Below are 22,942 nucleotides of genomic sequence, written 5' to 3' on the forward strand. Positions count from 1 at the left end.
GCATTAAAAAATATTGCTCAATACGAGATAACTGATAGCTGACATAGTAGCCGCTGCAGGCAGTGTCACAATCCAAGCCAAGCCAATCGGCTTCATAAGCTTCCAGTTAGTATCTCTGTTGACGATACCGATACCCAGTACCGCACCTACTAGCGTGTGAGTACTTGATACAGGCAGACCCATCGTCGATGCACCCATCACAACAGCTGCTGCTGCCAACTCAGCTGAGAAGCCTGAAGCTGGATGCATTTTTGCTAGATTGGTACCAACGGTTTGAATCACTTCTTTACCAATGAACCAAAGACCAACGATTAATGCTACACCAAAAGTCAGCATGACAGCAGGTGGCACGGCAGCTTCAGTAGCGATACTATTAGTACGAATCACATCCATAATGGCGGCAAAAGGACCAACCGCGTTGGCGATATCGTTTGAACCATGACTAAAGGCAAAAGCTGACGCGGTAAAGACCTGCATCCAGCTAAACATAATAAATGTCGCTTTGGTCAAATCTTCTTTGTGCTTACCGCGGATACTTTTGGTATAGATATAGGTCGCTAACCATACTAGCGCCGCTATCATCCCCATAATCAAGAAGCCCTGTAGTGTGGTCAGGCCGCTATTAACGTTTTTTAGACCTTTAAAGACGACTAGAGAAGTCATCACCGCACCACCTGCGGCAGCAATGATAGGTACCCACTGCTTAAGTGCTTTTAGAGTATCAAGGCTACTACGCTCATTCTCAATATCATAAAGCTTTTTATAATAATCAGTTTCTAAATCTTCAACGATACAATCATCATCTTTATAGATTTCCTGATCGCGTAACATCGCTGACGTATATGCCAATTGCTCAGACTCTGTCAAACCATCCAAAAACTCTTTATGGTTTTGCTTTAAGACTTTTTTATTGCCTTTTAGCGTCGCAATATAGGCTTCGGTTTTATCATTATATTCAATGATGTTTTTCTTGATTTGTCCATATAAAAGATAAGACAACACGCCACCTAGTAGCGGTGACAGCACCCAAGAAATAGCGATAGTTCCAACCGTTCCCCAGTCTACCGTTGATAGCGCCATGTCCGTACCACCCAACGTGATACCTAAAACAATGGAGCTACCAATCACACCGCCAATAATGGAGTGAGTGGTCGAAACAGGCAGACCTTTTTTGGTTGCAAATAACAGCCAAAATGCTGCTGCAACCAATGCGGAGAGCATGACATAAATGAACTGATTGGGCGTCACTGATAGACCATCTAGATCGACAATGCCGCTTCGAATCGTATCAGTCACCTCCCCGCCTGCAAGGACTGCCCCCGATACTTCAAATATCGCGGCAATACCCAATGCTTGCGGGATAGTCAACGTCCCTGCACCCACCGAAGTACCAAAGGAGTTGGCGACATCGTTACCACCGATATTGAATGCCATAAAGACACCAAAAGCGGTCGCCACGATGAATAGCGTCGTTTGCTGACGCATGGTGTAATCTAAACCCCACCACAAAAAGTAGGAAGTCATCGCAATCAGTAAAATGGCAAAAAATAGATTGATTCTCATAGAGCCAACTGGCTTGACTGACTCTGTAGAACTGCTGCTAATACCCATACGTTAGTACGTCCTGCGTAAGCTGATTAAAATTATATGAGGTTGATAATATTGCGCTGCTACTCACAATGCTTTTTACGGCATCTAATGAAGTAGCATATATAAAATATACAACATGCGATTAGAAGGTCTTAAACCGACTAGAGCGAAAGTAAATAATACATCTCTCAACATGTCACAAAGCCGCAAGTGATATTGCCAAATCGTCTGATTACAGCATCTTGCGGCTTATATATTTCTTAGCGATATTTGTGGTACTACTAACAGCTATTGTAACAATTTTTGTCGTAATTATTAAGTTATCTATACTAAATAACTAAAACACGTTGTTTGCTAAATTAAAATTATTATTTAGCAGAAGCTGTTTTGCGCTCTATTATATTAAATATGAGCACATAATGCATAATGATATTGCGAGATTTGTAACTGCGAGTGTATACGGACAAGACCACACTCTATAAAAGACAGGATAGCTCGAATATGGTTCGAGCCATCCTACTTAGAAAATACAATTATATAAATCTATAATAGTCCTTAAACTTCAGGCATCTTTGACAACTATTTGCTTTCAGTCAGTGCAGACAACTGCTCAATAGCATGATCTAACACGTCTAAACGCGCCTGACGCTTTTCGTTGGTCGCAATAACACACCATGGCGCTGTCGTTGTATCCGTGCGTGCCAGCATATCTGCTGCAGACTGCACATAGTCTGACCATTTATCACGGTTACGCCAGTCATCATCTGTCAGTTTAAATTGCTTATGCGGTGTTTCTTGACGATCTTCAAACCGTTTAAGCTGCTCTTTTTTATCAATCGCTAACCAATATTTGATAACCAACGTTCCTGCTGCTGCCAAATCCGCCTCAAAACGATTGATTTCATCATATGCTCGTTGCCATTCATCAATAGACGCAAATCCTTCAATACGCTCAACCAGCACGCGTCCATACCACGTACGATCAAAAATGGCGATACGGCTAATACGATTGGTTTGCTCGTCAGGCAATCTCGTCCAGAATCGCCACAAGTAAGGATGCTGAGTCTCATATAACATCGGTGCGCCAATATTATAGATTTGATACTCGCGAGGATCTAGCGGTGCGACCAACCTTTTGATTGCGCCGCCCTTGCCAGCAGCGTCCATTCCTTCAAAGGCAAACACAACATGCCGACCTTGGCGTGCACGTAGCAACTCAGCTAGTTTTGCTTGCTTCTCCGCCAACGCCTCACGATAGTCGGACTTACTGATTTTTTTATCTTTAATAGACGTCAGCTGCTTAGGTATCGGTACAGGCTCAAACTGTTTTTGTTTAGTATCTGAGTTAAGTTCCAGTGTCTCGGACTGGGAATGGTTTTCTGATGTTTCATTGTTATTGTCGTTGTCATTGCCATTGCTATCTGTCTGACTACTCGCCAACGCGGTTTGCATAGCATGTAGCACCAAGTGACAAAAGTTATCAGCGGCCTCTAACTTATCGTCACCATCAATGATGACCCAATCATCCTGTTGACGCAGCAAGGTCGCAGCCACCTCGTTGAACTTCTCGATGACTTGTTTGTTATTCCAGTCAATTTGATACAAAAACTGCGGATCTGCTTCATCATCCTTTAAGCGACTGTGCAACGTTTCAATATCAACATGGAACCAACATTTTAATAATTTGGTTTGATTGGCAATGAGGTCGTTTTCAAATGCCTTTAGCGTGTCTAACTGCTGCTGTAGATAGTCTTGCCACTGAGCGATAGGAAGCGAATTTTTACCTTTTTGACCTTTATCATTTGATAATGCTTCAAGGTTCTCACTATCTGATGTCGCTAGTCGCATGACATTGTATAATAAATCAGCATACCAGTTGCCGAAATAAACCATGACATCACCATGGCGCGGCATTGCGCTAGTATGCGCTTGCCAAATGGGTTGATAACTCAATGGCGAATGACCAATGGTTGCCTCAACTTTAAGCAGTCTTGGATCCACCCATTGCCTTAACTGCTTAACGGCGGTGCCTTTACCTGCCTGCTCCATTCCGTTCACTAGTACTAACAGGCCTGTTGGTTTATTGAGGGTCGGTGGCGTTTGTTGGCGAGTGGCTTTTAAAGCATACTGAGCTGTCACCAGTGCCAATCTAAGCGAATCCTCATCCAGTGAAAACTGACTCAAAGGATTCGGCTTTAGACGCTGCTCCACAACTTGCTCACTAAATTGTGTACTTACTGCTTGTGGTGCTTTTGGTTCAGTAGTATCATTTTTTTTAGACATGATTACACTCGCTATTATTGTTATTGGGCTGCTTTACTGTTGAGTGACTTATGGGATAGCTATTAATAGGACAACTCTTAATATTTCGATCTTATCGCTCATATTTATCTCATTTAATCATAGCACTGCGCCAATCGAGTAAATAATATTGCTGTGTAACAGATTGGTATTTGTATTCTTAATTATTTTCTTTTAAGGTGAACACAATTTTGGGTATAGGGTAGAACAGTTGTTGAAAACCTTATAACCCTGAACCACTATACTTAAAACAACCATACTCAAACTTGATTACCCTATTTACTTCTACAGGATTCACTGCCATGACCGCTTTAGCTGATTTACAACAGCATTTGACACGTTTTTGGGCGATGCCTCATCACCAAGATGATGAATTAAATGCTAAGCTCAAAGAAGTACAATCATGGCAACAAGCACGTCTCCAGCAGACGCATCGCGAACTATTTGAACAACCTAAAAACCAGCTAATGGCAGATTACTTTCTCACCCAACTATATGGCGGCGAAGAATTCAAGTTATTGGCAGAGCAGTTAGCACGTATCTTGCCAAAAGCGAAAAAGCTAGAGCGTCTTGCTAAAGAGTCAGCTCTAGAGGCTGGTAGCATGGGTATCCAAGCAGCGATTTTTGCCATTGAGCTAGATCTGCATTTAGCCCAGTGGTTACTCGCTCAAGATTTACCAGTAAACGAAGAGAACATGCTAACCGCCTACCGTACTGTCGATGAAGAAGACGAGCGTAGAGTTCAGATTACCAATCTAAAAGACGTCTGCTATCGCACGGACAAACATCTAAATTCGTTTATGCTCAAAAAAGCCTTTGCACTAGCAAAAAGCACAGCCTATCGTCATGGTTACCAGCCGCTTTATGATTTTATTGATACAGGCTTTAAGGCCATGAAACCTCTGAGCAGCGTCAGCGATTTTATTGAGCCGTTCTGCAAGCGTGAACTATCCATTATCGATCAGGTTCATGATACGGATAATGGCAGTAAGCCAGTAGCGTTTGGTGTATCATAAGCTCAATATGTTAAATAGCCAATTGACGCTTACTATTTAACGACTTCCTCCGATAAAGACAATCATAAAAATAAATTCTAGGACAACATGATGACTGATAATTCAAAAGATAGCAGCGCTCCTTCCAATCAAGCCACAACGACCAATGGTCATTTGCAAGACAAGCTGGTAAAAGACAGCATTGCTCATAATCAGCAGATTAGCGCGCAGATATTACGCAATCAAACCACCAATGTCGTGCCGAGCAAGAATAACAGCGTTGCTAGTGATGACAATAGCGACTTTACTAAAGTTCAAGACCTACCTACTGGAACGCCGCAAGGCCAACAAACCACTATGCCAAACAACGACAAAACGACTCGCACAAACCCTTCAGAGCAAACCATAAAACAAACGCTATTCAATCAGCGTGATGACATCAATAATCCTCACACGCCTGAAACAGATGGTAATGAGCAGACGCATTTTGGCTATAAGACCGTCAATAAAGCAGAAAAACAAGCACGTGTGGCTGACGTATTCACTTCTGTTGCCAAAAAATACGACATCATGAATGATTTGATGTCATTCGGTATTCATCGTCTGTGGAAACGCTATGCGATTAGTCTATCAGGCGTGCGTGCTGGTCAGCATGTCCTTGATATCGCTGGTGGTACGGGCGATTTGGCCAAAGTATTTAGCCGTGAAGTCGGTAGAAATGGCCACGTGGTACTATCTGATATCAATGCTGCGATGCTAGAAGTGGGCCGTGAGCGCCTAATCAATGCTGGTTGTAATAACGTTGACTTTGTATTAGCAAACGCTGAAACATTAGCTCCTTTTGATGACGAAAGCTTCGATTTAGTCACTATTAGCTTTGGTTTGCGTAACGTCACAGACAAAGATGCTGCGCTGAAGTCTATGTATCGCGTCCTAAAGCCAGGCGGTCGTCTATTGATTTTAGAATTCTCAAAGCCAGTCTTTGAGCCACTCTCTAAAGCCTATGATTTGTATTCATTTACCGCGTTGCCAGTGATGGGTAAACTGATTGCGAATGATGCTGAAAGTTATCAGTACTTGGCTGAGTCAATTCGTATGCATCCTGATCAGCAGACACTTAAGCAGATGATGCAACAAGCTGGGTTTGAGAACTGTGACTATCATAACCTGACTGCTGGTATCGTGGCTGTCCATCGCGGCTTTAAAGCGTAACGCTAAATTACGATTGGCAAGACCATTACGTTTAACAGGCCCTATTGAACCTAACACAAACATACTATGCGCTGATGCAGCTAATGCAAAAGCGCTCATTTACCGATGCGAGAGCCTTATGCTGACTGTCTTTCTATTAGCTGGAGCCGAAAAGCTAATTAACATTGCCATTGCTAGTGATGAGATTACCAAAGCAGGTTTAGCGCCGCTTGCAGGTAAAGTGTTACGTCTTAATATGGGGCTGCCTGAGATTCATTTAGACATCCTGTTCACTCATGAGCGTTTGCGCTTTGAGCCGGTCACAACGGAGAGCGTATTTGAGCCAAGTGGCCAGATGAATGAGCGCCAAAAAGCTAGCACGGAGCGCGCGCGTTTTGGTCACAGTCGTCCAGACTGTACTATTAACGTAGATAATGCTGCTCAACTGCTCAATCTGATGCGTGGCGCTGAAGGTAACCTGCCAATCGCTGGCGATTACAAAGTGCTAATGCAGCTCAAGCAATTGGTTGCAGGGTTTGACCCTGACGTGGCTGGACAGCTTGAACCATTTATTGGTAAACCAATGGCTAACCAGTTACACATTCTTATCTCTCAGCTTAAAGGTAGCTGGCGTCATAGTGCCAAACGTGCTTTTGATGACGTCAGTGATTGGGCCAATGAAGTGGCTGGCAATAGCACACCTGATCCTATCGAGGTTGCTGAAGTAACTGATCTAAAACAGCAACTGTTAAAATTACGTGCTGACGTCGAACGGGAAGAAGCCAAACTTGCTGCTATCAAAGAAGAGCAAGCACAGTTTCTTAATAACTCGTTTCATCAATAGCCGATTACATCAATCATAAATAAACGCTATTACCGATGGCACTATTTATGATTAAGCACAGCGCTTACCCCCTTTTCGTCTTTGTTTAGAGTACTTAATCCCATGCTATTATCGCACCGCGCTCGTCTACTTGAGCTTTGGCGTATCGCCGCAATGTATCGCCTTGATACCCATTTTTCTATCGAAGAAGCACCGCAGCTGCAGCCTTTGGCGCGATTGATTCGCATGCATCCAGCAGCATGGGGCAAGAAGCACCAACCAAATGCGATTAAGTATGCGCTTGAGGACATGGGTACGCTGTTTTTGAAACTTGGCCAGTTACTCTCAACACGTCGCGACTTGGTACCGCCTGAGATTATCGCTCAATTGATTCAATTGCAGGACAAAGTTAAGCCTTTTGACGCTGATATTGCTGTCGCTCAAATTCAACACCCTAAACATGGTCTTGGCCAGCCGATTGAAACGCTGTTTGCCCGATTTGATATCAAACCGCTAGCGGCCGCTTCTATCGCCCAAGTTCATACTGCTGCTCTACATGATGGGCGTGAAGTCGTGGTAAAAGTAGTGCGCCCTGATATTCGCACTGTGATTGTCTCTGATTTTGAGCTACTGCGGGAATTGGCAAGTTGGGCATCTGCACGCATTGAGGCGGCACGTGCCATCCATATCATTGATATTGTCGAAGACTATCGGCAAGTCATGCTCAATGAGCTTGATTTGACACTTGAGGCTGACAATACTACTCAGATGCGTAATAACTTCTTGGGTTCAGCATTGATGTATGTGCCTGAAGTTTATGACGCTGCCAAAAACGTGATAGTCATGGAGCGTATCCAAGGCGTCCCTATTTCACAAGTTGAGATGTTTGATCAGTTAGGCTATGACCGTGCAGCGCTTGCAGAAAAAGGCTTAACGATATTTTTTACTCAGGTCTTCCGTGATAATTTCTTTCATGCTGATATGCATCCAGGCAATGTGTTCGTAGAGACGCCACCTGTGCAAACTCTACATGCAGGTATGGCCGCAGTTGATTTAGGTCATGAGCCACGTTATATCGGGCTTGATTGCGCCATCATGGGCACTTTATCAAAAGACGATCAGCTCATCGTGGCGCGGATGTTACTTGCCGTGATGAACAATAACTTTACCGCTGTGGTTGATATTGTGAGCCGTGCAGGTTGGATACCACCAAATGCTGATAAGCATGCCCTGATGCGTGATATGAAACGTACCGTCGGCCCTATGCTACAAAAGTCAATCGATGATATCGACTTTGCTGGCGTACTGATGCAGATTTTGGACATTGCGCGTAGACATCATATGAGTATCCCGCCGCAGCTGATGCTCCTGCTAAAAACTTTGGTCCATGTAGAAGGGCTCGGTCGTGATTTATATCCTGATCTAGACATTTGGTCACTTGCCAAACCAATTCTAAGCAGTTGGATTAAAGAGCAGTTAGATCCTATGCGTAATCTATATCAACTGCGCCAACAACTGCCTGAAATGCTCCTGTCTACCACTGATATTCCTAAACTATTAGATCAAGGACTACAAAGCCTTGCCTCACAGGGCTCTCGTCAGGACAGTCAACTACGCGAGATACAACAGATTCGCGCTGACATGCTAAACGACCGTCGTCGTGATTGGTTGGCCCTTGCAGGGTTTGCTATTTTTATCGCTATCGCTACGCAAGTTATCGGTTGGCTATCACCTATATTTTATATACTGGCTATCTTGGTAGTGGTTTGGCGAATTTTAGCTTAGACAGCAGATTTATTTTTACTCAATCAGTTCAGAAAAATTTTCATAATTTTAGATTTAAATGAAGAAAATGCGCCTACTTTCAATCAAAAGCAGGCGCATTTTTTGTGCTGAATATTGAATACTATAACATCTGATCGATTGCCATCTGTGTCAGTACGCGGCCACGAGCAGTACGCAGCACATAACCTTGTTGAATCAGATACGGCTCAATCACATCTTCGAGCGTACCACGGTCTTCAGCCATCGCTGCTGCCACTGCTTCAACACCAGCAGGACCACCGTCAAAGCGCTCGTGCAATATTTCGATATAGCGTCTGTCTAGATGATCAAGACCGCGTCTATCCACTGCCAACATATCTAGCGCGCTACCTGCAATCGCGCCATTAATACTACCGTCGCCTCTCACCTCGGCATAGTCACGCACACGGCGTAATAGGCGGTTAGCAATCCTTGGTGTACCACGTGCGCGGCGCGCAATCTCTACAGCGCCATCTTCACTCATTGGTACACGCATTAAACGTGCGGCGCGACTGACAATCGTCGTTAGATCAGCGATATTATAAAATTCAAGGCGCTGTACAATCCCAAAACGGTCACGTAGTGGTGAGGTTAGCAGCCCTGCTCTAGTCGTTGCTGCTACTAAGGTAAACGGCGGCAAATCAAGCTTGATAGAACGCGCAGCAGGCCCTTCACCAATCATAATGTCTAATTGGAAATCTTCCATTGCTGGATAAAGGATCTCTTCAATAACCGAGCTTAGACGGTGAATTTCATCAATAAACAGTACGTCACCCGCTTCTAGATTGGTCAGCATGGCTGCCAAATCTCCTGGGCGCTCAAGCACAGGCCCTGAAGTAGAACGCAAATTGCCACCCATTTCACGAGCGATAATATTGGCGAGGGTCGTCTTGCCCAGACCCGGTGGACCAAATATAAGTGTGTGATCTAGCGCTTCGTCACGGCCACGAGCAGCACCGATGAACACTTCCATCTGCTCACGCACCACCGGCTGACCAATATACTCGGCCAATAATGCTGGTCGGATATTGGCATCAGGAGCGTCACTTGCACCTTCTAGCGGATTAATTAAACGATCTTGCGTCATAGAATTTATCATTATATTAAAAAATTAGTTAACAAATAGCATAACCAAACGCTGCGCATAAGTCATGCAAAACCTCATTACGCGAGCATTAAAACGAAAATAAGCGACATTTAATGTCGCTTATTAATTTAATACATTATGTGGCTGTCATCGATAGAAGGCTAATTAATATGAATTAAAAGCCAGATAGCTGCTGCAAAGTAGCTTTTAACAAGCCCTGAGTATCAGCAAAAGTATCTCCTTTACTCTTAGCAGCTTTAATCGCTAGCTGAGCTTCTTTTTCTTTGTAGCCCAAGCTAATCAACGCGCCTTCCACTTCAGCGATGATACTGCCTTCGTGAGAAATCGTAGTTTCCTGAGGTGTCAATTCAAACGTACCATTATCAACGTCGATATTCTTTAACTTGTCTTTTAGCTCAATCAATAAACGTTGCGCCGTCTTTTTACCGATGCCAGGGATACGAGTTAATGCTGTTTCCGACTCTTGCTCGACGTGCATCTTTAGCTCAGCTGCTGACATTGCAGACAGCATCGCCAAGGCCATTTTTGCCCCAACCCCGTTAATTTTAATTAACTGGCGAAAAACATCACGCTCTTTTCGATCGATAAAGCCATAGAGCAATTGGGCATCTTCGCGAACATGGAAATGTGTCCAAATGCTGGCTTGTTCATTCAGCTGTAACTGACAAAATGAAGGCAATGGCAGTTCGATATCATAACCCACACCAGAGGTCGTCATGATACAAGCCGTCGGTGCCATCAAGTACTGCACCTGTCCGGTAATCAATCCAATCATTATTTACGACCTCTTATGTAAAATATTATAAAATCTGCTGCTACTTCATGATTAACAACTACGTTCTACAACACAGTCTTATTGGTAAAAGTTCACCATACCTTCAAGACTGGTTGGGCGAATTTTGTGTGCTTGACCTGCAGAGCCGAACGCTTCAAAACGATTGGTACAGATATCTGACATCGCTACCATAGACGCTTTGAAATATTTGCGTGGATCAAATTCACTTGGATTTTTTGCAAGGAATTCACGGATAGCACCAGTTGATGCCAGACGTAAATCCGTATCGATGTTTACTTTGCGTACGCCATGTTTAATCGCTTCAACGATTTGCTCAACTGGCACACCATAAGTTTCGCCGATATCACCGCCATTTTCATTAATAACTTTTAGCCATTCTTGTGGCACTGATGAAGAACCATGCATAACAAGATGAGTATTAGGAATACGGGCATGAATCTCTTTTACGCGCTCAATAGATAAGATATCGCCTGTCGGTGGACGTGTGAACTTATAGGCACCATGACTAGTACCGATAGCAATCGCTAACGCATCGACATTGGTATCTTTTACAAACTGCTCAGCTTCATCAGCACTGGTCAAAAGCTGCTCATGATCCAATACGCCTTCAGCGCCAGAGCCGTCTTCTTCACCAGCCATACCAGTTTCAAGACTACCTAAACAACCAATTTCGCCCTCTACAGAGACGCCGCAAGCATGAGCCATCTTAACAACTTCGCGCGTGACGCTAGCATTGTAATCATAGTCCATTGGCGTTTTGCCATCTTCACCAAGTGAGCCATCCATCATCACTGATGAGAAACCTAATTGGATTGAGCGTTGGCAGATAGCTGGCGACATACCATGATCTTGATGCATTACCACTGGAATATGTGGCCATTCTTCGATCGCAGCGATAATCAAATGACGCAAAAATGCTGACCCTGCATAGTTACGTGCGCCTGCACTGGCTTGGACAATAACAGGTGAATCACAAGCATCCGCAGCCATCATGATTGCACGCATTTGCTCTAAGTTATTGACGTTAAAGGCAGGAACACCATAGCTGTGTTCAGCGGCATGATCTAGAAGTTGACGTAAGGATATTAGGGCCATAAGACGCTCTCTGATTGGATTTTGAATAGTATTTTAAAAAACAGCTTAATAGCAATCATTTCACTGTATATTCGACCATACTGACCGTATATAGGCTAGTGAAAGTCTGAATGATATTGGATATGATTACCATGCGGTGATTATAGCAAAAATTGTTCTGTCTTCGTAGCGGTTGACCGACTATTTGTCAGTCTATACCGTCTCTTGATATCAGTTTAATTTTATAAACTGTCACTTTATAAACTGCCACAACAACATACAACGCAAAAAGCCTTGGCAATCACCAAGGCTTTTCTAGTATTTTGAGGCTTATAAAGCAATGACCGTTTTTATAGATTATTTACCAATGAGTATCTACCAATCGATAGCATCCCAGCAAATCAGTCATTATAGTGCTTAGTTATCGCGTAGCTTAGTACTGTTGCTCTGCATCAACTGCAACATCATTTGCGCCATCAGCAACAGCGTTAGCGCCATCAGCAACAGCTTCAGCAGTATTTTCAACCGCTGTGTTAGTGCTTTCAGCAATAGCATCCCCAGTGTTTTCTAGAGCGTCTGTCGCAGCTGCACCGGCAGTTTCAGCGCCTTCAGCAACTTCAGTACCAGCGTCTTGAGCAGCAGCTTCAGCTTCAGCAGCAGCAGCGTCTGTTTCAGCGGCAGCAGCATCAGCGTTTGCAGCAGCATCGTCGCCAGCAGATTCAACAGCAGCTTCAGTGTTTTCTTCTGTTTGTTGGCTACATGCAGTGATTGCAAAGGTACCAGCAAGTACGCTAGCAAGTAATAAATGACGTTTTAACATAATAAACCTCTCGTAAATAATGCATGTCAAAATACATGGTCGCGCTATTTTATAGAGTGCGAATCAGACATGCAATAATAATTTTCAGTATATAAATAAATAATTACTGCTTAATAATAATCGATGGCTATTGCGCTTACTTATATCAATAAAAACAAGCAAATCAACAGCCAAAATATTATTTTTACAGACTACATTAGTTATTTAAAGTTAGTTGTACATCTAATGTTACTAAGCTACAGAGTATCGTTAATTAGTTAGGCATCTATTTGCAGCGCAGCGACTGCTGGAAGTACTTTACCTTCTACAAACTCTAAAAACGCACCGCCACCCGTTGACATATAGCTCACACCGTCAGCAACCTGATATTTATCAATAGCCGCTAACGTATCACCGCCGCCCGCGATAGAGAAACCATCGCTGTCTCTTACAGCAGTGGCCAATATCTGTGTGCCTTGCCCGAAAGCATCGACTTCAAAGACACCCACTGGACCATTCCACAAGATAGTTTTTGCATTGATAATGGCATCAGCAAGCTGCTTTGCGCTTTCTGGTGCGATGTCCAATATCATATCATTGTCACCGATCGCATCAACTGATTTGATCGTTGCAGTGGCTTTTTGCAATGAGCCAGTAAAGTCAGCGAAATCGATGTCGTTTTTATCAGCGACTACGACATATTCAGGCAGCAAAATTTCAGTCTTGGTCATAATGTCACGTGCAGTATCAAGCAAATCTGCTTCGTACAATGAGGCCCCAACACTGTGTCCTTGTGCTGCTAAGAAAGTATTGGCAATACCGCCACCAACGATAATCTGTGTGCAAACTTCAGCCAAGCTGTGTAGCACTTCTAATTTGGTAGACACTTTTGACCCACCAACGATAGCAAGCATTGGCTGTGCTGGTGTTTCAAGTGCTAGGCTCAACGCATCAAGCTCAGCAGCTAACAATGGCCCTGCACAAACGGTTTTGTCTGCTTGACGCATCGCTTGCGTAACGCCTTCTGTTGATGCCTGTGCACGGTGCGCTGTACCAAAAGCATCCATCACAAACACATCGCACAAATCAGCGTACTTTTTCGCTAACATGGCATCGTTTTTCTTTTCACCGTCATTGAAGCGTACATTTTCTAATAGAACCACTTCGCCAGATTTTACATTGGCACCTTGGGTAAGATAATCACTATTAAGACGTACAGGTGTCGATAGTTGCGAGCTTAATTTGTCCGTCAAATAGTCAGCAACCGGCGCTAATGAATATACAGCTTCAGGATTGCCTTCTGTTGGGCGGCCTAAATGTGAGCAAACAATTACCGCGGCGCCTTTTTCGAGCGCCATCTTGATGGTAGGAAGACTGGCTTGCAAGCGCGCATCGCTCGTGACCTTACCATCTTTAATAGGCACATTTAAATCTTCTCGGATCAACACCACTTTATCTGTTAAGTTCAACTCACTCATACGCAAAAAATTCATCACCTGCTCCTATGCATCAATATATCTGTTAATTTGCGATTACTGTCGTTACTGATATGACTATTATAATCAGCTCTATATAAATCAGACCCAGTGTTAAGCTCGATCAATCTACTATTTAGTAGCATTCTTACTCGCCTGCTTTATAACTACGCTATCTTATATCTAAGCTATATAGTCACTATCAGCTTTATTACGTTTTAATGTTTTTTAACGCTTGGCTCTTACACTTATCAAACCACTCTGATGAGCCGATTAAGTAAGCAGAATTCAGCGGCGGTGTATTCTACCAGTTTTCTAGCGCAGTCTCACAAGCAACCTGTCACAAATTTCAGCACGTTTAAAATATTCAGTCTAAATTCTCAGACTGTTATTCAATGGCAACAATTGCAGTTGCTAGCTTTAAGCATAGTCAATAAACCGTAACATTTCGTGGTGGTACTCAGCAGTCAAGCTCTTTATGATAGAAACATTGACAATAAAAATAATCCATTAGGAGAAAATAATGAGCATCAATCTAGACACTGCTAAACAAAACCTATTAAAATTAAAAGATGAGTACGAATCTCGAATTGATAAGATAGAAGATCATATCCAAAACCCACAAGATGATCTCAATGAACATTGGGAAGATCAGGCCATATCCTATCGTCAAAACGACATGCGCAAAAACTTAATGAGCGAGGCGCGTCAAAGCTTAATCTATGTCGAGAATGCATTGAGTCGAATTGAAAATGGTACTTATGGCGAGTGCGAAGTCTGCGGTGAACAGATCGAAGAGCAACGCTTAGAAGCGCTACCCTATGCTACCTTATGTATGGAACATGCTGAGTAACGCTGTCATATTAATATTCTATTGTAAGACTATTGCTACTCTAAAACTTCTCTAAGAAGTATGTTTCAAGTAGGTGTTTTCCATTTAGAAAATGCCTGCTGCCACTCACAACAGCGCTGAGCTATGTCCGCTACCGGCAAGTCCATAATATCCCCGACTACTGCCACAAGCGCAATGGGCAAATCTACTAGCGCTGAGATATTTTCTGCAGTTAACCCACCTATCACACATATTGGTATGCCTTGCTGACACCCTTCCTCAAGCTGCTGACGTGAAACGATATTAGCATCTGGCTTAGTTGTAGAGGTAAATACTGCACCCATCGCAGCATAACTTGCGCCATCATTTTTTGCTTCTTTAATCAGCGCTATATCACCATGACAGGTACGACCAATTATTTGATGTGGTAAAAGAGACTGTAGAGCATCACCGATACTGCCGTCTGTTTGTCCAAGGTGCACCCCAACGCCAAGCCTTTCGGCTAACTTCACGTCATCATTAATAACAACTGGCACGTTGTATATTTTAGCTAACTCGACGATTTTTTGCGCTTCATCAAAAAGCTTCAAAGCTCCATCAGGTAGACTAAGAACTTGCTTACGACGAATTTGTAATAGTGCAATTAACCCTGTCGATAAGGCTGCCTCTAGCTTTTGATACAACAGCTCGAACTCATCGTCGTTGGTCAACAAATATAGCTTAGGTATAACTGAGGAGAATGGTGAATAAATCATAGCGTGTATCCTTAATTCTTAAATTCAACACAATAAAAAAGCTGTTATATGATATAACAGCTTTTTTATACATTTAGAACCGATAGCTTATACTGTACGGCGTGTAGCCAAACTATTTAAGATATTTTTAGCATCGCCCCAACGTGTTGCTGAGCTGTTTGCACCTAAGATAACGATAATCGCAGGACGGTTATTGACCCGAGTTTCCATTACAACACAACGTCCGGCTTCATTAATAAATCCTGTCTTAGAAATCCCGATTGGATAGCTGCCATCACGAACCAACGTGCTGGTATTACTGGCTTTATAGGTACGGTTACCACTTGAGTAATTTGAGACAAAAAAGTCATAGCTCTTAGTGGTAGAAAAACGACGAATCACATCATAGTTACCAGCGGCACGTACCATCTTAACCAGATCCTTTGACGAAGCTACGTTGCGCTTATCAAGTCCAGTTGGATCACCAAAAAATGCTGTATTCATGCCCAAATCTTGCGCTTTACGATTCATCGCACGCATAAAGGCATCATAGCCACCTGGGTAATTACGCGCTAAACTCTTCGCTGCTGGATTTTCAGACTTCATCAACGCCATCAATAGCATCTCAGCGCGGTTTAAACGATCACCTGATTTCAAACGTGAGCTTGCACGCTTTGGACCAACGAAATCTTCTGGATCAAGCGTGATTTCTTCACGCATATCAAGGCCTGCATCCAACACGACCATAGCCGTCATAACCTTAGTGATACTAGCCATTGGGCGCGCGATATCAGCATCTTTTTCGTAGATAGATTCGCCAGTTTCAGCATCGATCACCGCAACACTACGTGAATCAGTACTAATCGGAATCATATCGCTACTACCGAAAGCCCCGCGATAGGTTGTGTTATAGCGAGCACTATTGGTGTTATTACTACTAGCAAAACTATTAGTATTCGTGATGTTGGTAGTGCCGTAGCCATTATCGACTTTCTTAATAGCAGAGCCATTAGACTTGTACATTATGTTGCGGGCTTCAGACAAACTATCAGCGCCGCCCCAACTCAGGCGTGCACTAGAGGCAGTGTCAGTGCTACCATTAATTGTAAGTGCGGCTTGTGCAACACTGCCCAAACTCAATGAAATCATAGCAGCGATCAATTGCTGTTTGGTTAATGGTAGTTGCTTCATTATGCCTCCTGCTGTCGCTATTACGCCAGTTACATATTGTCTGACGCCAAAAACGTACGTAGCGTTTATAGATGTGTTTGTAAGTACTCACATAGAGCTTTTGTATTTTTAGTGTATCATGGTTTACATTTAAGTTTAATCTATCAAACTGATTTAGTAGTTTTTTTTGGCTTCGTTCAAACTTTGCTACAACCAATTTATATTATAGAAACATCAATTCACACTGCAGCAATATAATTTAACTTCGAATGTTATGATTACTCGTATTTTGTTATATTAATCAGCGGTATTTTGAATATACGAAGATAAAAACAATGGTTGAAATATATTCATTTTTTATACTATTTGGACCTAATAAAGCGTTCATTCTGACAATCAATAAAGAGTATGGTTATGATTAAAGTATTAGTGGTAGATGATCATGATTTGGTACGGATGGGTATTAGCCGTATGTTGTCAGACAGCCCCGATATTGAAGTAGTAGGTGAAGCAGACAGCGGTGACATGGCTATCAAACAAGCCAAACAACTACATCCTGATGTAATTTTGCTAGACGTCAATATGCCGAATATTGGCGGGCTTGAAGCAACCAAACGTCTGATACAACTCGACATGGGTATCAAGATTTTGGCGGTCAGTAGTATGTCTGCACAGCCCTATCCTTCAATGCTGATTAAAGCAGGTGTCAATGGTTACATTACTAAAGGCACGCCGCTTGATGAAATGATACGTGCGGTCAAAAAGATTTATCAAGGAGGTCGTTACTTCAGTCAAGATGTCGCTGAACAGTTAGCAGACGTTTTATTGTCTGATAATGCTAATTCACCTTTTGACTTATTAAGTGACAGAGAGAAACAAGTGGCTATGATGGTTGTCAATTGTCAGAGCCCTCAGCAAATAGCCGATCAATTGTTTGTTAGCGTCAAGACCATTAATACGTATCGCTACCGTATTTATGAAAAAGTTGGGGTTGATAGTGATGTTAAATTAACTCATTTGGCCATTCGTCATGGTCTGATTCAACCATAAACCATTTAGCGTTTATTTTATTACGGCCAGTTTATGAACCCTGCTACCAATCTTAGCTCTGCCATTACTCGTTATGTTCATCATGACGATACGCTTCCTCTGCCGCAATTACGTAAATTAGGGCTAATCTATAGCAGTTATCGTTTCGTCGTCAGCCTGTTTTCTATGCTCATGCTATACATCTCTGCTCGTACTGGTGATAGCGCGTCTTTACCGAGTTTTTTGCAACAAACGACTCTAAGCTTCTACGTCCTGTTAAGCTTGATATTGCTTGGGCTATTTTATGTTGTTAGAAAACATATGCGCCGCCAACTGGCATTCGGACTGGCCTTAGACGTTATTATATTAAGTCTGCTGCTCTACACGACAGGTAACCCTGATTTGCAGTTAACCATGCTATACATGGTGGTCGTCGCGGCCAGCTTTATGCTACTACATGGCTCGCAAGCATTGGTTATTACTTTACTTGCCATCATTCTCGTTATTTATCAGCAATTTTTTTACGCTATTGCTAATAGCATGAGTTTAGCTAATCTAGGCGATGCGCTACTGATGTCAGCGAGCTTCTTAGCAGTGGGCGGTTTGAGTTGGTCTATCTCTCAGCGATTGGTACAGCTTGAAAAGGTCGCGGCAAACCATGCTAAGGAAGTTGAGCGACTCAACGTGATTAATCAAGAGGTTATCACGCAGATGGTGAATGGTGTTATCGTTATCGATAAGCAACATGTTGTCTTAGCAAATCTTGCCGCACATCAGTTGCTGAGTCTATCACTTGTCACGCCTGTCACAGCACAGAATACCCTTGAAGATGTGAAAGAGACTCATAGCAAAGCACTTCTCTCTAATTTTGAGCAGCAACTCAATGAACAGCATTCACAGTTGTTTAATGCCTGCTTGTCGGTAGCATCTGGGCAGTCACGCGCTTTTACCTACGATGTGCCAGCTGTGGCAAATGCCTCAATATTTGGCAAATTACGCGTACAGATTATTCCACTAAAAGACGATAGCAAACTTGTCATATTAGAAGACTTACGCCGTGAGCAAGCCAGTGCTCAACAGTTGAAACTGGCTTCTTTAGGGCAATTAACTGCCAGTATTGCCCATGAAATCAGAAACCCATTAGCAGCGATATCGCAAGCCAGTCAGCTATTAATGGAAGATGTTGCAGAACAAATGGAAGATGACAGTGCATCAACAAGTGAATCGAATACTGCCATAACCGGCAACCATGAGCTTTATGAGATGATATTTTCACAGACAAAACGTGTAAACCGTATCATTGAGGATATTTTAAAGCTGTCTCGTCAGCAGACGGCTACCCAGCAGGTGCTCGAATTGGCTGAATGGATGCCATCGTTTTTGGAGAATTACTTTCAAGGACACGACATTTTTCTACGAATCAAAACCAAACCCATCATATCATTTGATACTCATCAGTTAGAGCAGATATTAATCAACCTAATCAACAATGGCTTGCGTTATAGCAGCTATGCTCATCCCCACGCTTATGTGGAAATCGACATTTACTGCGCAGACAACGATGTTATAATCGATATATTAGATAATGGTAATGGTGTTAGTGCTGGAAATTTAGAACTTTTGTTTGATCCGTTTTTTACAACAGATAAAGCTGGTACAGGACTGGGGCTCTATTTATCACAAGCATTTTGTGAAGCCAATCAAGCGCGTTTACTCTACATTCCTGAACATGAGAAAACATGTTTTCGGTTAATTGTACCTTCTATTAAATCTGATAATAAATTTCAAACTATCGAAGAAAATCTTACCTAAATTTGCCCTTTAAAAGCTATTACACCCATTTAGACCCAGCTATTGATTTTATAGCCATAAAATACGATGAGATGATGTATGACAACAACCGCGCTAGTCGTCGATGATGAAGTAGATTTATGTCGATTGATGCAAATTACCTTGACTAAAATGGGTATCAAAAGTGATGTGGCTTATACATTGTCGCAAGCAAGAACGTTTTGGCAAGACAATGACTACGATTTCTGTCTGACGGATTTAAAACTGCCAGATGGCTCTGGACTGGAGCTGGTAAAAGAAATTAGCAATAGCTCTAATATTCCAATAGCAGTGATTACGGCTCATGGCAGCATGGATTTAGCTATTGAAGCGTTAAAGCTTGGTGCCTTTGATTTTGTCAATAAACCGCTAGAACTACCACGTTTACGTCAACTGGTAGAGAATGCCATAAAAGTTATTCATCAAGACAACGAAGTACAGGTCGCACCGGAATGCTCTCCTGAACAAAAAATGCTAGATAGTAGATTGATTGGTAATTCTGCTGTCATGCATCCCCTCAAAAACACTATTCTAAAGCTAGCACGCTCACAGGCACCTGTGTTTTTATCGGGCGCTTCTGGCACAGGTAAAGAAGTGGTCGCCAGATTGATTCATGATTTAAGTCCACGGCGTGATGGCAGCTTTGTACCAGTGAACTGCGGTGCGATACCATCGGAGTTAATGGAGTCGGAGTTTTTTGGTCATAAAAAAGGCAGCTTTACAGGGGCTGTCGCTGATAAACAGGGATTATTCCAGCAAGCCAATGGCGGCACGTTATTTTTAGATGAAGTGGCAGACTTACCTTTAGCCATGCAGGTTAAATTGTTACGTGCCATTCAAGAAAAAACAGTAAGGGCAATTGGTGATACAAAAGAAGTTCCAGTAGACATCCGCATTTTGTCTGCCACTCACAAAGACCTGAGCCAATTGGTACAAGATGGTGCATTTCGACAAGATTTGTATTATCGCATCAATGTCATTGAGCTAAAGCTTCCAACACTTAATGCACGCCGTGATGACATCCCTGTGTTGGCAGACCACTTTTTGGCGATGATTGCTGACGACTGGCAACTAGAGTCGCCGCCGTCACTGACGGTGGAAGCCTGCGAACGCTTACAACGCCACGATTTTGCGGGTAATGTCCGTGAACTGCGCAACTTATTGGAGCGTGCAGTTACGTTAGCTGAGGCCTCATACATAGACGTTAGTCATTTAGGTCTTCCTGACATTGAACCTGAGCTTATAAATATACAAGAGCAAAATCATAGTTCAACTATCAATAGCTCTGAGCTACCTGCCCGTAACGTAGAAAGTCAAATAGACGTTCAATCTACAGTCCAATCAACAAAGGACGATGAGCAAGTCATTCAATCTAGTCGCAATATGACGACGCAGGTTGAACAAAGAGCGACCAATTTACATCCTTATCGTACTAATATCAACCACTACCCTTCAACGGTACAGCATTCGTCAGCTAGTCATAACAGTTCGTCAACCAACGTAGCAAGTACCCATGACAAAGAGTCGATCCTTGACTCCACCGCCCAACAAGAAACCTCTAAAGACATATCAGGTTTACAAGAATTGTTCGACGGTCAACTACCGCCTCAAGGGTTAGAGCATTATTTACAGGAACAAGAAAAACAGCTGATTATCACGGCACTCAAACAAACTGGCTGGAACAAAACCCAAGCAGCTGAATTATTAGGAACCACCTTTCGCTCTTTACGCTACCGTATGAAAAAGCTCGAAATTTCTGAAGATGCGTTCGACTAGTTTCTTTTGAACGTCGTCATCAAATATTTTTAAGCGTTGAATGGTATGTGCTGTTAATTAATTGCTACGAAATTCTATTCTTTCGTAGCATTTTTTCTAACAAAGCGAATACCAGAATCAAGTGCGCGCGCCTTTACTAATTCTAATGCTTGCTGCGCCCACGTGTTCTCGCTGCCTGATAAGGTCACATCAGGTTCTACACCGATCTCGTCTATTTGTTTGCCTGCTGCCGTCATATAATTGGCCACAGTCAATTTGACGGCTTGCTCATCGTTTAGCGGTATGACCGACTGTACTGAGCCCTTACCATAGCTAACTTCACCGATAATAGTAGCGCGTTTTTGTGCTTGTAAACTACTGGCAAGCACCTCTGCTGCTGATGCTGAATAGCGGTTTTGTAATACCACTAATGGCAAAGGTTTAAGTATCGCATCACCTTGGGTCGATAGTACCCGTGATTTATTTTGACGTGCTTGCACCTGCACCACATCGGTATCATCCATAAATAAACTGGCCACGCTCACTGCCGATGTCAGTACACCACCTGGATTATCACGCATATCTAGTAAAATGCCTGAGATAGGTGCATCTAAATTAATCAAACCTTCCAACAGCTTTTCACGGCTGTTGTTTTGAAATGCTGGTAATTTAACAATGGCAATACCATCAACCAGTTTGGTCTCGATAATCTGCGGATGACTATTATTACGCTGCAACGTCGTTGTGTGCTTACGGCGACCAGCTTTGGAAGTAATAATATCTACCTGCGTACCGGCAATACCCGTTAAGAGTTGCTCAACATCATTGACCTGTCGCCCGTCGTCTAGCTTAAACTCATCAACCTGATGCAAATAATCACCAACTGCGATGCCTTTTTTGTCTGCAGGTGAATCATCGATAACCTCTGTCACGACCCAATAACCTGCTTCTGGCTGGTAATTAACCTTAATACCAATATCACCAACGTCGCCCTCAGTGAAAGCACGTAGATTCTCATAAGCTTCTGCGTCCAAAAACTCAGCATGGCTGTCAAGCTTGGTCAGCATACCGCTCATCGCATTGCTAAATAACTCTTCATCATTGACCGCATCGACATATTGACGACGTACTAAATCTACCACAGCCACAAATGTCTTTAGCGTCTCAGGAGAGATAGCATTTAGCGATACTTGTGCGACCTCTGCTGGAATGTCCGTATCAATATCATCGGCATCATCCGTTAGCGCGCTTTCATCTGGCACACTATCTATCGAGTCATCTGGCTCATCAGCGACATCTAACATATCAGCAATGTTAGATAAATTATCAGCGTCGTTTTCATCCGCTATCTCATCTGCATTTAAACTGATGAGCTGTAGGCCATTTGTAGGATTATCATTATTTGTAGAAGCTCCCACTGCTGCTTGTGCATTTATGCTAATCACACAACCAAGCACACCTATTAAAATTGCAGGCTGCAAAATCTTGGACGCGACTGATGCTTTCCCTACTGATTTACTTAACCCTTTGGATAAAAAAGAACGTGCAAAAGAAATAGGCTGCATAAAAGAACTCATTTAAATAATAGAGAATACGAATTTATCGTTATATAGCGACTTATAAGATAGCACCAAACG

At 42.8% G+C, this 22,942-nt stretch carries 18 protein-coding genes; 8 read left to right on the forward strand and 10 right to left on the reverse strand.

The features are described from left to right. Positions 1-3: 3 nt before the first annotated feature. Positions 4-1,611 (reverse strand): inorganic phosphate transporter, encoded by a 1,608-nt coding sequence (locus V6252_RS05440; protein ID WP_101206393.1) that lies wholly within the window; start codon positions 1,609-1,611, stop codon positions 4-6. Between the two features lie 558 nt (positions 1,612-2,169). Next, positions 2,170-3,873: an ATPase gene (locus tag V6252_RS05445; RefSeq protein WP_341609665.1), complete on the reverse strand. Its 1,704-nt coding sequence runs from the start codon at positions 3,871-3,873 to the stop codon at positions 2,170-2,172. A 320-nt stretch (positions 3,874-4,193) separates the two neighbouring features. On the opposite strand from V6252_RS05445, the gene V6252_RS05450 reads away from it, so the two are divergent. The 4 genes from V6252_RS05450 to V6252_RS05465 all read left to right on the forward strand — a co-directional run bounded on the left by V6252_RS05450 (position 4,194) and on the right by V6252_RS05465 (position 8,685). Continuing rightward, positions 4,194-4,907 carry an FFLEELY motif protein gene (locus tag V6252_RS05450; RefSeq protein WP_341609666.1) on the forward strand — a complete coding sequence of 238 codons (714 nt, stop codon included), beginning with the start codon at positions 4,194-4,196 and terminating at the stop codon, positions 4,905-4,907. A 90-nt stretch (positions 4,908-4,997) separates the two neighbouring features. Continuing rightward, the gene (gene ubiE / locus V6252_RS05455; RefSeq protein ID WP_341609667.1) at positions 4,998-6,098 is read left to right on the forward strand and encodes a bifunctional demethylmenaquinone methyltransferase/2-methoxy-6-polyprenyl-1,4-benzoquinol methylase UbiE; all 1,101 of its coding nucleotides are present in this window, start codon (positions 4,998-5,000) and stop codon (positions 6,096-6,098) included. Between the two features lie 118 nt (positions 6,099-6,216). Next, on the forward strand, positions 6,217-6,921 hold the full coding sequence (locus V6252_RS05460; protein WP_341609668.1) for a hypothetical protein: 705 nt from the start codon (positions 6,217-6,219) through the stop codon (positions 6,919-6,921). A 102-nt stretch (positions 6,922-7,023) separates the two neighbouring features. Next, positions 7,024-8,685 (forward strand): ABC1 kinase family protein, encoded by a 1,662-nt coding sequence (locus V6252_RS05465; RefSeq protein WP_341609669.1) that lies wholly within the window; start codon positions 7,024-7,026, stop codon positions 8,683-8,685. 121 nt (positions 8,686-8,806) lie between these two features. Here V6252_RS05465 and ruvB read toward each other — a convergent pair whose 3' ends face one another. The 5 genes from ruvB to V6252_RS05490 form a co-directional block, all read right to left on the reverse strand. Then, complete coding sequence (gene ruvB, locus V6252_RS05470) at positions 8,807-9,790, reverse strand: Holliday junction branch migration DNA helicase RuvB (RefSeq protein WP_057760949.1); 984 nt, start codon at positions 9,788-9,790, stop codon at positions 8,807-8,809. A 175-nt stretch (positions 9,791-9,965) separates the two neighbouring features. Then, the gene (ruvA, locus tag V6252_RS05475) at positions 9,966-10,586 is read right to left on the reverse strand and encodes a Holliday junction branch migration protein RuvA (RefSeq protein WP_165597025.1); all 621 of its coding nucleotides are present in this window, start codon (positions 10,584-10,586) and stop codon (positions 9,966-9,968) included. Between the two features lie 78 nt (positions 10,587-10,664). Beyond that, positions 10,665-11,702 carry a class II fructose-bisphosphate aldolase gene (gene fba / locus V6252_RS05480; protein WP_057760953.1) on the reverse strand — a complete coding sequence of 346 codons (1,038 nt, stop codon included), beginning with the start codon at positions 11,700-11,702 and terminating at the stop codon, positions 10,665-10,667. Positions 11,703-12,114: 412 nt separating this feature from the next. Continuing rightward, positions 12,115-12,501 carry a hypothetical protein gene (locus V6252_RS05485; protein WP_201608241.1) on the reverse strand — a complete coding sequence of 129 codons (387 nt, stop codon included), beginning with the start codon at positions 12,499-12,501 and terminating at the stop codon, positions 12,115-12,117. 257 nt (positions 12,502-12,758) lie between these two features. After that, entirely contained in the window at positions 12,759-13,973 is a 1,215-nt protein-coding gene (locus V6252_RS05490; RefSeq protein ID WP_341609670.1) for a phosphoglycerate kinase, read from the reverse strand. 505 nt (positions 13,974-14,478) lie between these two features. On the opposite strand from V6252_RS05490, the gene V6252_RS05495 reads away from it, so the two are divergent. Beyond that, entirely contained in the window at positions 14,479-14,808 is a 330-nt protein-coding gene (locus V6252_RS05495) for a TraR/DksA family transcriptional regulator (RefSeq protein ID WP_341609671.1), read from the forward strand. Between the two features lie 65 nt (positions 14,809-14,873). Here V6252_RS05495 and V6252_RS05500 read toward each other — a convergent pair whose 3' ends face one another. Next, complete coding sequence (locus tag V6252_RS05500) at positions 14,874-15,542, reverse strand: thiamine phosphate synthase (RefSeq protein ID WP_341609672.1); 669 nt, start codon at positions 15,540-15,542, stop codon at positions 14,874-14,876. Between the two features lie 87 nt (positions 15,543-15,629). Further along, entirely contained in the window at positions 15,630-16,712 is a 1,083-nt protein-coding gene (locus tag V6252_RS05505) for a serine hydrolase (RefSeq protein WP_057760963.1), read from the reverse strand. Positions 16,713-17,105: 393 nt separating this feature from the next. On the opposite strand from V6252_RS05505, the gene V6252_RS05510 reads away from it, so the two are divergent. From V6252_RS05510 to V6252_RS05520, 3 genes are all read left to right on the forward strand, one after another. After that, a complete protein-coding gene (locus V6252_RS05510; RefSeq protein ID WP_101206382.1) occupies positions 17,106-17,741 on the forward strand; it encodes a response regulator in 636 nt (211 codons plus the stop codon). Positions 17,742-17,774: 33 nt separating this feature from the next. Next, positions 17,775-19,532 (forward strand): sensor histidine kinase, encoded by a 1,758-nt coding sequence (locus tag V6252_RS05515; protein WP_341609673.1) that lies wholly within the window; start codon positions 17,775-17,777, stop codon positions 19,530-19,532. Between the two features lie 78 nt (positions 19,533-19,610). Continuing rightward, the gene (locus V6252_RS05520; RefSeq protein ID WP_341609674.1) at positions 19,611-21,326 is read left to right on the forward strand and encodes a sigma-54 dependent transcriptional regulator; all 1,716 of its coding nucleotides are present in this window, start codon (positions 19,611-19,613) and stop codon (positions 21,324-21,326) included. Positions 21,327-21,400: 74 nt separating this feature from the next. Here the strand turns inward: V6252_RS05520 and V6252_RS05525 are convergent, their stop codons facing one another. Further along, the gene (locus V6252_RS05525) at positions 21,401-22,870 is read right to left on the reverse strand and encodes a S41 family peptidase (RefSeq protein WP_341609675.1); all 1,470 of its coding nucleotides are present in this window, start codon (positions 22,868-22,870) and stop codon (positions 21,401-21,403) included. Positions 22,871-22,942 lie beyond the last annotated feature (72 nt).

Source organism: Psychrobacter proteolyticus (assembly GCF_038155145.1).
In the GTDB taxonomy this organism is placed as follows: domain Bacteria; phylum Pseudomonadota; class Gammaproteobacteria; order Pseudomonadales; family Moraxellaceae; genus Psychrobacter; species Psychrobacter proteolyticus_B.